Origin of the sequence: Roseobacter sp. FCG-D35 (assembly GCF_033436665.1) — a bacterium.
Taxonomy (GTDB): domain Bacteria; phylum Pseudomonadota; class Alphaproteobacteria; order Rhodobacterales; family Rhodobacteraceae; genus JAWQFO01.
The window spans coordinates 488,260-501,851 of record NZ_JAWQFO010000001.1 but is presented as its reverse complement, the minus strand read 5'-3'; the positions used below and the strand labels follow the sequence as shown (position 1 = coordinate 501,851).

The following is a 13,592-nucleotide window of genomic DNA, read 5'->3' as shown; positions in this document are numbered from 1 at the left end:
TCAGTTCAGGATCGCGTTGACGGCACCGATGAGGTCGAGAACCTTCCGCGTGTCCTCGTCGACGCGATAGATGTAGCCGCCGCTGCGATAGTAGGTATCGCGCGGGTTCAGCCCGTAGCGGTCCGGGTTCGCCAGGATCACGTAGTCCCGATCGATCACGTCCCCGCGACCGTACCGGTAACCGTCGTAATCCACCCGCGGCTGCGCCTTCTTCGCCTGGCCGGGCGGAACACAGGGCACGGCCTTTTTCGCCAAGCCCGGCGGGCAACCCTTGGGGGCCGCCTCGGCGGTCGGGGCGAGGCTGAACGCCGCAAGCGCCGCGGCGAGACAGGTCACAGTGGTGAAACGGGTACGCATGGTCGAACTCCTTCTTGTCTTGCGGAAAAAACCGTCCGCTCAGCGAAAGGTTGCATGACGGGACGCGCGCCGGCGGTCGTTCGCCCGTGAAATGCAGCGGTTTCAGGCCGTTCCTGCGCGCCCGGCCAGGTCGAGCGCTCCATCCTCGAGCGGTTCGAGCATCCGCCTGACGTCGTCAGTCGGGACATCAGCGGTCTCGTGTCGCCAGTGCGGCGCACGGTCCTTGTCGATGATCGCGGCGCGGATGCCTTCCAGGAAATCGCCGTGCTCCATCGCGCGGGCCGTGAAGCGATACTCGAGATCGAGGGCTGCTGCCATGCTGGGCCCGTCAGCACGCAGGCGTCGCAGGATCTCGATCGTGCACGCTACGGACAGTGGGCTTGCGGCGCGCAGGGCCGTTGCGGCCTTCTTTGCAAACTCGCTCTCACTCGTTTGCAAACTCTCCAGAATGGCGGCGAGGTCGGTCGCGTCGAAGTGCGCGTCGATCTCAGAGGCGATTTCTGCGAGCGCACCCGGACCGGTGGCCCGCGCCGCGGCAGGAATGACCTGCGCGTCGCCATGCTCTTCCAGCGCCGCGATCAGTCCGGGCCAGGCTTCCTGTGGCACGAAAAAATCGGCGAACCCGACACGGAGGGCATCGGCGGCATCCATTCGCGCCCCGGTGGTCCCGAGGTAGGTGCCGACGAAACCGGGCGCCCGCGCCAACAGGTAGGAGCCGCCGACATCCGGCACCAGGCCGATCCCGCATTCGGGCATCGCGATCCGGCTGGTCTCGCCCACGATGCGATGCGATCCGTGGCAGCCGATTCCGACACCGCCACCCATGACGAAGCCATACATGAGGGACACTACCGGTTTCGGGTAGGCTTCGATCTTGGCGTTCATCCGGTACTCGTCGGCCCAGAACCGCCGCCCGTAGGCATAGTCGCCCTGCGTGCCGGTGCGGTACATCTCGGCGATGTCGCCGCCCGCGCAGAACGCCCTGTCACCTTCGGCGTCCAGTATGACCAGCGCCACTTCGTTATCCGCGCGCCAGGCGTCCAGCGCCCGCTCGATGTCCAGGCACATCTCGTAGCTGAGCGCGTTCAGCGCCTTGGGACGGGTCAGGGTGATCCGCCCGGCGCGCCCGCTCTTGCGGATGTCGATGTCACTCATCGGTTCTTCAGCATGTCGCGTGCCACGATGACCCGCATGATCTCGTTCGTGCCTTCGAGGATCTGGTGGACCCGCAGGTCGCGCACCAGCTTCTCGATCCCGTAGTCGGCGAGATACCCGTAGCCGCCGTGCAGCTGCAGGCACTGGTCGACGACGCGGCTGCCCGCCTCGGTCACGAACTTCTTGGCCATCGCGCAGAACTTGGTGGCGTCCGGTGCGCCCTGGTCGAGCTTCCAGGCCGCCTGCCGCAGGAAGGTGCGCGCCGCCTGAAGCTGGATCTCCATGTCGGCGAGGCGGAACTGGAGGCCCTGGAACTGGTCGATGCTTTGCCCGAACGCCTTACGCTCGCCCATGTAGTCGAGCGTCGCCGAAAGCGCGGTTTGAGCCGCGCCAAGCGAGCAGGCCGAGATGTTGAGCCGCCCGCCGTCGAGCCCCATCATCGCGTAGCGGAATCCGCGGCCTTCCTCTCCGACGAGGTTCTCCGCCGGGATCCTGCAATCGTCGAACTGTACCTGCGCCGTCGGCTGGCTGCGCCAGCCCATCTTGTCCTCGAGCCCGCCGAAGCTGAGGCCCGGCGTGCCGTCCTCGACGTAGACGGTCGAGACGCCGTTCGCGCCGTCGTCGGAGGTGCGCACCATGCAGACGTAGGCGTCCGAGTAGCCGCCGCCCGAGATGAACGCCTTGGTGCCATTGAGCGTGTAGCCGTCATTGGTCCGTTCGGCGCGGGTCTTGAGTGCTGCGGCATCCGAGCCCGAGCCCGGTTCGGTCAGACAGTAGCTGAGCACGGTCTTCATGGTCAGCACGTCCGGCAGCACGCGCGCCTTCATTTCGTCGCTGCCGAAGGCGTCGATCATCTTGGCGCACATGTTGTGGATCGAAAGGAAAGCGGCAACCGAAGGGCAGGCCATCGACAGTGCTTCGAAGACCAGTGTGGCGTCGAGCCTCGTGAGGCCGGAGCCGCCCGACTCTTCCGAGACATAGAGCCCGCCGAATCCAAGCTCGGCGAGTTGCGGCCAGATCTCCTTGGGGATGGTGCCCTCGGCCTCCCAGGACCGGGCGTGCGGCGCGATGTGCTCCTGCCCGAAGGCGTGGGCCATGTCGAAGATCGCCGTCTGTTCCTCGGTCAGTGCAAAGTCCATGTCGCCAAGCCTCCCGCGTCGGAATTGAACGTCCGTTTTATTCCTGCTGGAAAGCGGCCTGGAAATCAAGCCTCGCCGCCGGTCGCTGGCATCAGCAGAAAAGGCGGCCCCCAAGGACCGCCTTTCGCATTTTTCCGGGCCTGTCTGGCGATCAGGCCATGATCAGGTTGTCACCGTATGTGGTTTCGTACCCCATGTCCTCAAGGGCCGCGATGGACATCTCGGACAGGTAGTTGCCGGAGTTGTAAAGCGACGAGGTCATCATCTCCTTGGTGAAGGTCTTGTGGTGCCAGTGGTGACCGTCGTTTGTCATGCGCACGCCCAGGTGCGAGTTCGGATCGTTCGCGGCGATCTCCGGGAACTCGTTGTGATAGGCTTCGATCGCGTTCTCTCCGACAAAGCGCATCTGCCCGTCGATGCTTTTCACCAGCCCCTGCTGTTCGCCGATGGTGCCGAAGCCCATCGCGTGCAGAACTTCATGCATGACGATGTCCTTGAACAGGCCGCTGTCGTACTTGGCCTGAATGTCCGCCTCGTCGAACCGGAAGTAGCCCTCGCTGGGCAAGTAGCTGCCCGGACGCTCGGCCAGCGTGCCTCCGACACCCATGTAGCCGCCGGTGCCGTCGATAGCGTTGATGACGGCGAGCAGCTTGAAGTCGTCAATGCCGTTGTGTGAGGGCAGGTCGCCCGTGACGAAATTGCTGATCTCTTCGAGTACGTCGTAGAGCGCCTGCTTATAGGCGTTCGTCCAGTTGCCCATCAGCTCGACTTCGATGTTGTAGCCGTTCGGCGTATCGAGTCCGCTCACGTAATTTCCGGCGGTATAGCCGGGTTCCGGATCAGGTGTCGGCTCCGGCGTCGGTTCCGGGTCCGTACTGCCGGTGTCGGTGCCTCCGGTGTCAGTGCCTCCGCTGTCCGTTCCGCCGGTGTCTCCTCCGGTATCCTTGTTCTTGCCGCGACCGCCACCCTTTACGCCGGCGCCATCGTCGTCCTTGTTGCCGCCGGCATGGGCCGGCTTGGCATAGGCACCATCCTCCGGTGCGAAATCGTCCACCGGATCGTCGATGACCGCATCGCCATGCAGGGGATGCTCGAGTGCGGCCAGCACGGAACTGGCCGTGTCGCTGCCCGGGAATTCGAAGTCGTCGAAGTTTTTGGCAAGCTGTGCGACGGCCTTTTCGCCGCCGTTGAAGAACGCGTTGACCATCCCGGCATCAAATGCGGGAGGCACAGCATCAGGTATCGCGTGCGCGGATGCGCCCGTTTCGGCCTCACTTTTTTTCATTGGAAGTCTGTCTCTCGCTCGTGTGATTCGGAGCCCCCGCAGGCTCTCTTATGCGAGGGGAACAGGGCAAGAAAAAGGCGCCCCCATCAAGGAGCGCCTCAGATTTTTCACAGTTTTGAGCGGTGTTATGCCGTCTTGCGGAGCTTCCTGCGCGACAGGATGCCCACACCCGCAAGCGCCGTCAGCAGCAGCGGGAAGCCCGCCGGCACTGGAATGACGTTCACGCCGGGTCCGCAGATTTCCGTGATCGGGTCGCAACGACCGGTGATTTCGAGCGATTCGGAACCGCCACTTGCGAAGCCCTGCACGTGGATGCCGACGTCAATTGTGCCGTCGTTCAGGCCCTTGATCACGTCCGCGATCATGCTGGAACCAGCATAGTTGAAGGTCACGGTGACGCTGTCTCCGGCATCCTTGACACCGTTGTTGACTTTGCCGCCCGGATTGCTGTCCGCATCAGTGGCGTAGTCCGCGCTGAAGGTGCCGCCCGGCAGGTTTGGCGGGCTGGAACCCGGCGAGAAAGCCGTGCCGCTGTTGGTGATGACCGCGCTTGCGAAGTCCAGGAGGCTACCGTCAGCGAAGTAGATCTGTACGATCGACATCGGCAGGACGGCCGTGTTGAGGAACTTGAAGCTAACGGCAGTGCCGCCTTGATCTTCGACTTCGACACTGGCCTGCGACTCGGCGATCGACGTATCCAAGACCGAATTGTTTGTCACGCCGTCGAAACCATAGGTGAATACGGCGGCGGATGCCGTCCCCCCTATGAAGGCGGTTGCCGCGAAGGCCGCTGCTCCCACCAGTGTTTTTATCTTCAGGTTGATCATAAAGAACACCTCTCTGTTTCCTTAAATGGGCCGAGGCCCGAATGGTTGAACGCCCAATATACGCCCGTCGCGTTCATCGCCGTATGTTTGCCACAATTCCACCACGGCACCAACACTTATGTTAACCGGGCGTCAATATTCACGGCATGGTGGTAGCGGTAAGACCGCTGATGTTGCGCCGTCGATCAATGCTCTAGTTTTGGTTGAAGAATGGGGCGTCTGGCCTTGCTGTGCTGGCCGATCCCGTCTTCCGGGCCGCGGCAACGCGGCACTCGAAGCCCCGATTCGATACCGTGAAAAACGTGTCGAAATAAGCTTCTGCCCCGCTGTCTCCAATCGTGGCAGAAATGTGAAAGGGACGCCGACACAGGGCGAAAAAGACGGGCCCGAAGGCCCGCCTGCGCCGTCATCCAGGACAGGAGGATCGGCGTGTTCGGGGGTGGCGCGCGGTCACTCCATCGGGCGGAAGTTGAACTCGCCACCTTCCTTGATCCCGCTGGGCCAGCGCGCCGTTACGGTCTTGGTCCGGGTATAGAACTTGAACGCGTCCGGGCCGTGCTGGTTCAGGTCTCCGAAGACCGATTTCTTCCAGCCGCCGAAGGTGTGATAGGCCAGCGGCACCGGGATCGGGACGTTGATGCCGACCATGCCGATGTTGATCCGGTTGGCGAAGTCGCGCGCAGCGTCGCCGTCGCGGGTAAATATCGCGGTGCCGTTGCCATATTCGTGATCCATGGCAAGGCCGAGCGCCTCTTCGTAGGACTTGGCCCGCATCGTCGACAGGACCGGTCCGAAGATCTCGGTCTTGTATATGTCCATGTCGCTGGTGACATTGTCGAAGAGGTGGGGGCCGACGAAAAAGCCGTCTTCATAGCCCTGCAGGCTGAAGTCGCGGCCGTCGACGACCAGCTTGGCGCCCTGATCGATGCCCGACTGCACGAGGCGTTCGATGTTGGCCTTGGCGGCGGCGGTCACGACCGGGCCGTAGTCCACGTCCTTGCCGGCGCTGAAGGGGCCGACCTTCAGCTTTTCGATCCGCGGCACCAGCTTCTCGATCAGCCGGTCCGCGGTCTCGTCGCCCACGGGCACGGCCACCGAGATCGCCATGCAGCGTTCGCCGGCGGCCCCGTAACCGGCACCGACCAGCGCGTCGGCAGCCTGATCCATGTCGGCGTCGGGCATGACGATCATGTGGTTCTTGGCGCCGCCGAAGCATTGCACCCGTTTGCCGTTCGCACAGCCGGTGGCGTAGATGTATTCGGCGATCGGGGTCGAGCCGACGAAGCCGATCGACTGCACGACCGGGTGGTGGAGCAGGGCGTCCACCGCTTCCTTGTCGCCGTTCACGACCTGCAGGATGCCCTTTGGCAGCCCGGCTTCCTCCATCAGTTCGGCCAGCATCAACGGCACCGACGGATCGCGCTCGGACGGCTTGAGGATGAAGGCGTTGCCGCAGGCGATGGCCGGGGCGAACATCCACATCGGGATCATCGCCGGGAAGTTGAAAGGCGTGATGCCGGCGGTGACGCCGAGCGGCTGGCGCATCGAGTACATGTCGATGCCGGGGCCGGCGCTGTCGGTGTATTCGCCCTTCAGCATCTGCGGCGCGCCGATGCAGTACTCGACCACCTCGAGCCCGCGCTGCACGTCGCCGGCGGCGTCCGGAAGGGTCTTGCCATGCTCGCGCGACAGCGCTTCGGCCAGCTTGTCCATGTCGCGGTTCAGCAGATCGACGAACTTCATCAGCACGCGCGCCCGGCGCTGCGGGTTGACCGCGGCCCAGGCCGGCTGCGCCTCGGCGGCAAGGCGCACGGCCTCGTTGACCTCGTCGGTGCTGGCCAGGGGGCATTTCGCCTGCACTTCGCCGGTTGCCGGATTGTAGACGTCCGAAAAGCGGCCCGAGCCGCCCTTGACGTGCGCGCCGTCGAGATAATGCGTGAGTTCCTGCATGTCCGGGGTCTCTCCTGTGCTGCGGCGCCGCACGGCGCGGTGCCGGGATGGGATCGGCCTCTTGTGAAGGTGGCCGGTTCGGGCGTGACCCTATCCTTGCAAAAAGGCAGCATAAAGGGTGAAGTCGTCAAAATCGTTTTGCAAAATTGCAATATCATGAAGTCACGGGGAGAGGCGATATGCAGACAAACTGGGATGACCTGCGCCTGTTTCTCGCCGTCGCGCGCGAGCAGAGCCTGTCAGGGGCGGGCAAGATCCTGCGGCTCGATCCAGCAACGCTGGGGCGACGCATGGCGCGGCTCGAGGACAGCCTGCAGGCCACGCTCTTTGCCAAATCGCCGCAGGGCTATGCGCTGACAGAGGCCGGGCGCGACCTGCTGGCGCGCGCCGAGGCCGCCGAACAGGTGCTGCGCTCGGCCACGGCGGGGCTGCCCGACGACGGCGACAGGCTGCGGGGACAGGTGCGGATCGGGGCGCCCGACGGCGCTGCGAACTTCCTGCTGCCGCAGGTCTGCGCTGCGATCGCCGAGGGCAACCCCGATCTCGACATCCAGATCGTCGCCCTGCCGCGCGTCTTCAACTTGTCCCGCCGAGAGGCCGACCTTGCCATCGGCGTCAGCGCGCCCACGGCGGGGCGGCTTGTCGTGCAGAAGGTGGCCGACTACCGGCTGCATTTGGCCGCGTCGGAGAGCTACCTCGCAGCGGCAGGCAAGATCGCCGGGCTATCGGACCTCAAGGGGCACCGCATGGTCGGCTATATCCCGGACATGATCTTCGACCGCGAACTGGATTATCTCGGCGAGCTTGGCGTGACCCGCGTCCCGCTGGCCTCGAACTCGGTCTCGGTGCAGCTCAACTGGCTGCGGCAGGGCGGTGGTATCGGGGTGGTTCACGATTTCGCCCTTCCGGCGGCACCGGGCGTCCGACGCATTCTCATGGATCAGCTGAGCCTCAAGCGCAGCTTCTATCTGATCCGCCATGCCGACGACCGCCGAGACCGACGGCTCGGGCGGTTCGCCGAGGCGCTTGGCGCAGGGCTGAAACAGGAGGTGGCCCGGCTCGAGGAAAGCCTGTCGCCAGACTGAGATCGGACCCGCGCGCGCGGTGCCGACTGCGCCATAGGTCGGGGTCCCAGTCTCTTGACTTGAAAGGACATAGCGGTGACGCTGGGTCAGATTTAAGCGATGCCCGGAGGTTCGGATGCTGGTCTCTCAAATCCTCAAATCCAAGTCGGACGATTCGGTCTATACGGTGCCGCCGTCGACACTGGTCTCGGAGGCGGCGGGCATCCTGTCGAAGAACCGGATCGGGACCGTCGTGATCTCGTCCGACGGCACGGTCGCCGAGGGCATCCTGTCGGAACGCGACATCGTCCGGGAGCTGGGCGCGCGGGGCGTCGGTTGTCTGGGCGACACTGTCGAAAAGTACATGACCTCAAAACTGGTGACCTGCCACCACGGCGACCAGGCTCAGGACATCCTGCAGAAGATGACGGACGGGCGCTTTCGTCACATGCCGGTGGTCGAGGACGGCAAGCTCGTGGGTCTGATCTCGCTCGGCGACGTGGTGAAGGCCCGTCTGACCGAACTGGCGATGGAGAAAGATGCGCTCGAAGGGATGATCATGGGGCACTGACCCCATCGCGCGCCGGGGCTGCGGTTGCGTTTTCACCGCCGAAGTGATCGTTTGCGCAAAACCGTCCAAGACAGGAAAACCGCATGCGCGTAGGTCTCTATCCCGGCACGTTCGATCCGATCACGCTTGGGCATATCGACATCATGCGGCGCGCCGCGGCGCTGGTGGACCGGCTGGTCATCGGCGTCGCGATCAACCGCGACAAGGGACCTTTGTTCTCGCTGGAAGAGCGCGTGAAGATGGTCGAGACCGAAGGCGCGCGGCTGTCCAAACTGACCGGGACCGAGGTGGTCGTGCACCCGTTCGAGAACCTGCTGATCGACTGCGCCCGAGACGTCGGGGCGGGGATCATCGTGCGCGGCCTGCGCGCCGTTGCGGATTTCGAATACGAGTACCAGATGGTCGGGATGAACCGGCAACTGGACGATTCCATCGAAACGGTGTTCCTGATGGCCGAGGCCGAGCACCAAGCGATCGCCAGCAAGCTGGTCAAGGAGATCGCGCGGCTGGGCGGCGACGTGACCAAGTTCGTGACGCCGGCGGTGCATGACAAGCTGATGGAGCGGTTCGGCTGACAGCGAGGGCTCAGCGCCAGAATGCCATCCAATCGAGAAGATCGGAGAACTTGCGGGCGAGAAACAGCAGGTTCGCGGCTTCGAAAACCCAGATGTCGATGGCGATGCCGGACGCGATCACGAGGCCGAGCAGAAAGGCGATGCGGTTGGTCATGGCTGTCGGATCACGCGCCCGTTCCCAGGTGTCAGCGCGCGCTTTCGGGGGCGCGGAACCCGCGCCCCTTGTGCCAGCGCGCGGACCGCCCCGCAAGCGCGGGGATCTCAGCCCATCAGGCCCATGGTGACCGCGACATCCGCCATGCGGGCGGAGAACCCCCATTCGTTATCGTACCAGGCCAGCACGCGCACGCTCCGCCCTCCGACGACCTTGGTCTGTTCGGGCGCCACGATACAGCTGTGTTCGGTGTGGTTGAAGTCGATCGAAACCTTGGGCTCGGGATCGTAGGCCAGAACGCGGCCGAGCGGGCCCAAGGCTGCCGCCTCGAGCGCGGCGTTCACCTCGTCGACGGTCACCTCACGGGTCGCCTCGAAGGTCAGGTCCACCGCCGAGACGTTGGGCGTGGGCACGCGGATGGCGGTGCCGTCGAGCTTGCCCTTCAGGTTCGGCAGCACCTCGCCCAGCGCCTTCGCGGCACCGGTGGAGGTCGGGATCATCGCCATCGCGGCGGCGCGTGCGCGGTAGAGATCGTCATGGCGCCGGTCGAGCGTCGGCTGGTCGCCGGTATACGAGTGGATCGTGGTCATGATGCCACGCTCGATCCCGATTGCCTCGTCGAGCGCCTTGGCCAGCGGGGCGAGGCAATTGGTGGTGCAAGACCCGTTCGAGACCGTGACGTCCGCGTCAACGAGATCGCGGTGATTGACGCCAAAGACCACGGTGCGGTCCACGTTCTTCGCCGGGGCCGAAATGAGGACGCGCCGGGCGCCGCGGTCGAGATGCGTGCGGGCCGTCCCACCGTCGTTGAACTTGCCGGTGCATTCGAGAACCACGTCGACGCCCGTCCAATCGAGATCGTCGAGACTGTAGGAGGACATCATCCGCATCGGCCCCCGCCCGATGTCCATCCAGTCGGAACCGGTCGTGACCGCGCCGGGAAAACGCCCGTGGATGGAATCGTACTTGAGCAGATGCGCCGCGGTCTCGACCGGCCCGGTGGCATTGACGGCGACGACCTCGATGTCGTTGCGGCCGGAACTGGCGATATGCGACAGGGTGCAGCGGCCGATGCGCCCGAACCCGTTGATGCCGACTTTGACGGTCATGCGGTCTTCCTCTGGTCTATCGAATCCGGGGTTCTATATCCATCGTGGCTGGAATGCGGAATGAATAAAACAACGCTTTTTCCGTATGTTAGCGATAAATGCGATGTTAGCGTGTGACAGTCGATGCAGGCGCCTGACGGGTTTTACGCCTGCGGTTGAATTTTCGGTGCGTCCGCGAGACAGTGACCGGAAAGGTGACGTCGGGGCGCAGACGACAGCAGGTTGGGAGCGGATGAATGAGTGGACTTCTGGCGTTGCTGGACGACGTGGCCTCGATCGCCAAGGTGGCGGCGGCCTCGGTAGACGACGTGATCGGGCAGGCGGCCAAGGCCGGGTCGAAGGCGGCCGGGGCGGTGATCGACGATGCCGCGGTGTCGCCGAAGTACGTCGCCGGGTTTTCCGCCGACCGCGAATTGCCGATCATCTGGCGCATCACCAAGGGATCGCTGAAGAACAAGCTTCTGTTCCTGCTGCCCGCGGGGCTGGTGCTGGCCAATTTCGCGCCCTGGAGCATCGCGCCGCTTTTGATGGTCGGCGGCTGCTACCTGTGCTTCGAAGGCGCCGAGAAGGTCGCGCATGCGCTCGGGGTCGGCGGGCACGGGCACGAGGACTTTCCGAAGAAGGAAGAGGTGGTCGAGGACCCGGCCCATCTCGAGGAGGAAAAGGCCAAGGGGGCGATCAAGACCGACTTCATCTTGTCGGCCGAAATCATGACCATCGCCCTGTCGGCGATCCCGGAGTCCAACATCTGGATGGAGGCGGCGACCTTGGCGGCGGTGGCGATCATGATCACGGTCGCGGTCTACGGATCGGTGGCGCTGATCGTGAAGGCCGACGACGTCGGGCTCTACATGAGCGAGAAGGGCCGGCTTGGCCTGACCCGCGCCTTGGGGCGCGGGATCGTCAAGGCGATGCCGGGCTTCATGAAGGCGCTGACCGTCATCGGCACGGCCGCGATGCTCTGGGTCGGTGGCAGCATCGTCATACACGGGATGGAGGAACTGGGCTTCGGCACCCTTGGCCACTGGATCCACGACATCGCGGTGGCCGTCGGACACAGCCTGCCTGAAAGCTATGTCGGCGCTGCCGAATGGATTGTGAAAGCAGCCCTCGACGGGGTCTTCGGGCTGCTGCTTGGGCTGGTCCTCATCCCGATCGGCGAAAAGATCATCACCCCGGCCTGGCGCGCGGTCTTCGTGCGCTGAGCGCGGGCGCGCCGCTCAGGCGTCCGGGCCGACCGGGTAGATGAAGCCGTTGATCGGGTAGACCTTTCCGAAGCTGCCGGGGTGGGTCTCGACCCGGACGCGCGACCAGTCGTTGCCCTTCGAGACATCCATGACCGACATCTTGAGCGACACGCGGTTGCGGTGCCAGTTGGCGTGGTCGATCCGGATATGCCGATCCGACACAATGTCCGATACAACGGCGACATGGCCCATCGGCATGCCGCGCGTGGAGGCGAAGGCCATCACCGACCCCACGACCGGGTCATCGCCACGATGGTAGAGATCGCGGGCCTTGCCCCACCAGGTCTCGGCATTGCCGCGGATCTCGATGCCGCTGGCATCGCGGGCGAAGGGCACGCACCAGACGCGCTGACCGCGCGCATGTTTCGATTGAACCTCGGCCAAGGCCATCGACATCCGTTCGGGGTCGAGGCCCGGGGTTTCGGACACTTTCTGAATCGACGACCCGCAGGCCGCGGTCGCGAGAAAAAGCAGGCCGCACACGACATTGCGGCCGCTGTAAGACGGTCTTGAGACACCCAAGATGATTGTCCCTCTGAACACCTGTTGCCAAACGCTTCGTTATCATTCGAAGCTGTGCCGCAGCTTGGTTAATGCGCTCTGAAAATCAACGATCTCGTGTCGGGGTGGCAAAAATTCGCCCATCGCGGGCGTTTCCGGCGCGCAACAGGGAACAATTCTGGCGTTTGCGCGATCGCGCGCGGATCAGCGTTGTGCGCAGTCGGTGAAGAGCATCGTCTCGGCGCCACTTTCGGACTCCAGCCAGCTCAGGCTCGCACTGTCGCCCTTCGTCCACCAGACATACCCCGGCTGATCGTCGCCCGTGCCGTAGCGCGCGCCCGATCCGGTTTCCGTCGCCTCGAGGGAGACGAGACGCCCTTCCACGACGAGAACCGCCAAGGCAAGTCGCGCGCCGGCGTCCTCGCCGTTGATGTAGACCACGGGGATTTCGATGCCGCGTTCGCAGCTGTAAACGACCTGTTGTACGTCCGCATAAGCGGTGGCGGCCGTCAGCCACACCCCGAGTGCGACGAGGATGCGTGCGTTCACCGTGTCCTTTCCTCGACCGCCTCGGCCAGCGCCTCGGCGCGGGCGGCAAGTTCGGCCAGGGTTTCGGAGACACCTTGCGGGACGACGGGAACCTCGACCCGCTCGGGCGGAACTTCGGTGTTGCGCAGCCGTTCGAGTTCGGCCTCGGCCTCGTTGAGCTTGGCCTGCACCTCGGCCACGCGATCCTCGACCGACGCAGTCTTGTCGGCCAACATCAGACCGGCCATCAGCAGCATCCGCGATTCCGGCATCCGCCCGACCTGGTCGGACAGCACCTGCGCCTCGTCGTCGAGCATCTTGGCGGCGGTCTGCAGGAAGTGCTCCTCGCCGTCCTGGCAGGCGACTTCGAACTGGCGGCCGCCGATGGAAATCTTCACCTCGGGCATCAGGCGGTCTCCTCCTCGAACTCGGCATCATCGAGCAGCGGCGTCATGGCGGCGATGATCTGCTGCACTTCGGCCAAATCGACGGCGCGCGCGGCACGCATCGCATCGAGTTCGGCGATCACCGTGCGATTGATCAGGTCCGGATCGCCGACGCCCTCGGCATTTGCCACGCGCAGGGTCTCGCAGGCCTCGGCCAGTTCCGCATTGGCCTGCCGCAGGCGCTGGATATCGAGATCGAGCGTGCCGATCCGCGCTTCGGCGGCGGTGGCGCGCTCTTCCATTTCCGCCAGCGCCGTCTGCTGACGCTCGCCGATGACCTTGAGCCTTTCCTCGAGCTGGGCATTGGCGGTCTGTTCGTCGGCCAGCGCCTGTTCGAGCTCGGCGATGCGCCCATCGTCGGGGCCGCCGAGCCGTTCGATCCCGCCCGCGACGCGGTCCAGCGCGCCTGTGATGCGCCGCTGCAGCTCTTCCAGTTCCAACTCGCTCATGCCCACCTCGTAGCGTGTTTCCGGTGGACCGACCGCTGCTGCCACCATCGGGCGAATCGCGCGGCCTGGCCCTTGAAGCCGAGAATATCCAACCCATCCGGCAAATGCGCCCCCCCATTGCAAACAACACCTTGGTCGGCGGAGTTGATGTCGGGACCAGAGCATCGCTCGGTTCGGCTTGCACTTTGCGGATCGGCTGATATGCAGCGCGGGTCCCATTCCGCCCCGGCAAATG

General features: G+C 64.5%; 16 protein-coding genes. 4 read left to right on the top strand and 12 right to left on the bottom strand.

What is annotated here, in order from left to right; translation table 11 throughout:
• From R5H30_RS02220 to R5H30_RS02195, 6 genes are all read right to left on the bottom strand, one after another.
• On the bottom strand, positions 1-357 hold the full coding sequence (locus tag R5H30_RS02220; RefSeq protein ID WP_318326350.1) for an excinuclease ABC subunit A: 357 nt from the start codon (positions 355-357) through the stop codon (positions 1-3).
• A 102-nt stretch (positions 358-459) separates the two neighbouring features.
• Entirely contained in the window at positions 460-1,512 is a 1,053-nt protein-coding gene (locus R5H30_RS02215) for an enoyl-CoA hydratase/isomerase family protein (protein ID WP_318326349.1), read from the bottom strand.
• A complete protein-coding gene (locus tag R5H30_RS02210) occupies positions 1,509-2,651 on the bottom strand; it encodes an acyl-CoA dehydrogenase family protein (RefSeq protein WP_318326348.1) in 1,143 nt (380 codons plus the stop codon). Before R5H30_RS02210 ends, R5H30_RS02215 begins: the two co-directional genes overlap by 4 nt.
• Positions 2,652-2,802: 151 nt before the next feature.
• Positions 2,803-3,858, bottom strand: a complete 1,056-nt coding sequence (locus tag R5H30_RS02205; protein ID WP_318326347.1) for a hypothetical protein — start codon at positions 3,856-3,858, stop codon at positions 2,803-2,805.
• A 203-nt stretch (positions 3,859-4,061) separates the two neighbouring features.
• Positions 4,062-4,763: a VPLPA-CTERM sorting domain-containing protein gene (locus R5H30_RS02200; protein WP_318326346.1), complete on the bottom strand. Its 702-nt coding sequence runs from the start codon at positions 4,761-4,763 to the stop codon at positions 4,062-4,064.
• 450 nt (positions 4,764-5,213) lie between these two features.
• Positions 5,214-6,713, bottom strand: a complete 1,500-nt coding sequence (locus R5H30_RS02195) for a CoA-acylating methylmalonate-semialdehyde dehydrogenase (protein ID WP_318326345.1) — start codon at positions 6,711-6,713, stop codon at positions 5,214-5,216.
• A gap of 179 nt (positions 6,714-6,892) precedes the next feature.
• On the opposite strand from R5H30_RS02195, the gene R5H30_RS02190 reads away from it, so the two are divergent.
• The 3 genes from R5H30_RS02190 (at position 6,893) to coaD (ending at position 8,923) form a co-directional block, all read left to right on the top strand.
• Positions 6,893-7,798: a LysR family transcriptional regulator gene (locus tag R5H30_RS02190; protein WP_318326344.1), complete on the top strand. Its 906-nt coding sequence runs from the start codon at positions 6,893-6,895 to the stop codon at positions 7,796-7,798.
• Between the two features lie 115 nt (positions 7,799-7,913).
• Positions 7,914-8,348, top strand: coding sequence for a CBS domain-containing protein (locus R5H30_RS02185; protein ID WP_318326343.1), 435 nt, complete (start codon positions 7,914-7,916; stop codon positions 8,346-8,348).
• Between the two features lie 83 nt (positions 8,349-8,431).
• Entirely contained in the window at positions 8,432-8,923 is a 492-nt protein-coding gene (coaD, locus tag R5H30_RS02180) for a pantetheine-phosphate adenylyltransferase (RefSeq protein ID WP_318326342.1), read from the top strand.
• Positions 8,924-8,933: 10 nt separating this feature from the next.
• On the opposite strand, the gene R5H30_RS02175 is transcribed toward coaD, so the two are convergent.
• Together R5H30_RS02175 and gap are read right to left on the bottom strand one after the other, a co-directional pair.
• Positions 8,934-9,077 (bottom strand): hypothetical protein, encoded by a 144-nt coding sequence (locus tag R5H30_RS02175; RefSeq protein WP_318326341.1) that lies wholly within the window; start codon positions 9,075-9,077, stop codon positions 8,934-8,936.
• 107 nt (positions 9,078-9,184) lie between these two features.
• Positions 9,185-10,186, bottom strand: coding sequence for a type I glyceraldehyde-3-phosphate dehydrogenase (gap, locus tag R5H30_RS02170; protein WP_318326340.1), 1,002 nt, complete (start codon positions 10,184-10,186; stop codon positions 9,185-9,187).
• 236 nt (positions 10,187-10,422) lie between these two features.
• Between gap and R5H30_RS02165 the strand changes: the two genes are divergently transcribed.
• The gene (locus R5H30_RS02165; protein ID WP_318326339.1) at positions 10,423-11,391 is read left to right on the top strand and encodes a DUF808 domain-containing protein; all 969 of its coding nucleotides are present in this window, start codon (positions 10,423-10,425) and stop codon (positions 11,389-11,391) included.
• 15 nt (positions 11,392-11,406) lie between these two features.
• On the opposite strand, the gene R5H30_RS02160 is transcribed toward R5H30_RS02165, so the two are convergent.
• From R5H30_RS02160 to R5H30_RS02145, 4 genes are all read right to left on the bottom strand, one after another.
• Positions 11,407-11,862: a CHAP domain-containing protein gene (locus R5H30_RS02160; protein WP_318326338.1), complete on the bottom strand. Its 456-nt coding sequence runs from the start codon at positions 11,860-11,862 to the stop codon at positions 11,407-11,409.
• A gap of 276 nt (positions 11,863-12,138) precedes the next feature.
• Complete coding sequence (locus R5H30_RS02155) at positions 12,139-12,483, bottom strand: MliC family protein (RefSeq protein WP_318326337.1); 345 nt, start codon at positions 12,481-12,483, stop codon at positions 12,139-12,141.
• Positions 12,480-12,869 (bottom strand): cell division protein ZapA, encoded by a 390-nt coding sequence (locus tag R5H30_RS02150; protein WP_318326336.1) that lies wholly within the window; start codon positions 12,867-12,869, stop codon positions 12,480-12,482. The genes R5H30_RS02155 and R5H30_RS02150 overlap by 4 nt, the downstream gene beginning before the upstream one ends.
• Entirely contained in the window at positions 12,869-13,357 is a 489-nt protein-coding gene (locus R5H30_RS02145) for a hypothetical protein (RefSeq protein WP_318326335.1), read from the bottom strand. Before R5H30_RS02145 ends, R5H30_RS02150 begins: the two co-directional genes overlap by 1 nt.
• Between the last annotated feature and the right edge of the window lie 235 nt (positions 13,358-13,592).

Coding starts and splice junctions, on each gene's coding strand:
- R5H30_RS02220 (WP_318326350.1), bottom strand. CDS start 357: ATGCGTACCCGTTTCACCACTGTGACCTGTCTCGCCGCGGCGCTTGCG.
- R5H30_RS02215 (WP_318326349.1), bottom strand. CDS start 1,512: ATGAGTGACATCGACATCCGCAAGAGCGGGCGCGCCGGGCGGATCACC.
- R5H30_RS02210 (WP_318326348.1), bottom strand. CDS start 2,651: ATGGACTTTGCACTGACCGAGGAACAGACGGCGATCTTCGACATGGCC.
- R5H30_RS02205 (WP_318326347.1), bottom strand. CDS start 3,858: ATGGTCAACGCGTTCTTCAACGGCGGCGAAAAGGCCGTCGCACAGCTT.
- R5H30_RS02200 (WP_318326346.1), bottom strand. CDS start 4,763: ATGATCAACCTGAAGATAAAAACACTGGTGGGAGCAGCGGCCTTCGCG.
- R5H30_RS02195 (WP_318326345.1), bottom strand. CDS start 6,713: ATGCAGGAACTCACGCATTATCTCGACGGCGCGCACGTCAAGGGCGGC.
- R5H30_RS02190 (WP_318326344.1), top strand. CDS start 6,893: ATGCAGACAAACTGGGATGACCTGCGCCTGTTTCTCGCCGTCGCGCGC.
- R5H30_RS02185 (WP_318326343.1), top strand. CDS start 7,914: ATGCTGGTCTCTCAAATCCTCAAATCCAAGTCGGACGATTCGGTCTAT.
- coaD (WP_318326342.1), top strand. CDS start 8,432: ATGCGCGTAGGTCTCTATCCCGGCACGTTCGATCCGATCACGCTTGGG.
- R5H30_RS02175 (WP_318326341.1), bottom strand. CDS start 9,077: ATGACCAACCGCATCGCCTTTCTGCTCGGCCTCGTGATCGCGTCCGGC.
- gap (WP_318326340.1), bottom strand. CDS start 10,186: ATGACCGTCAAAGTCGGCATCAACGGGTTCGGGCGCATCGGCCGCTGC.
- R5H30_RS02165 (WP_318326339.1), top strand. CDS start 10,423: ATGAGTGGACTTCTGGCGTTGCTGGACGACGTGGCCTCGATCGCCAAG.
- R5H30_RS02150 (WP_318326336.1), bottom strand. CDS start 12,869: ATGCCCGAGGTGAAGATTTCCATCGGCGGCCGCCAGTTCGAAGTCGCC.
- R5H30_RS02145 (WP_318326335.1), bottom strand. CDS start 13,357: ATGAGCGAGTTGGAACTGGAAGAGCTGCAGCGGCGCATCACAGGCGCG.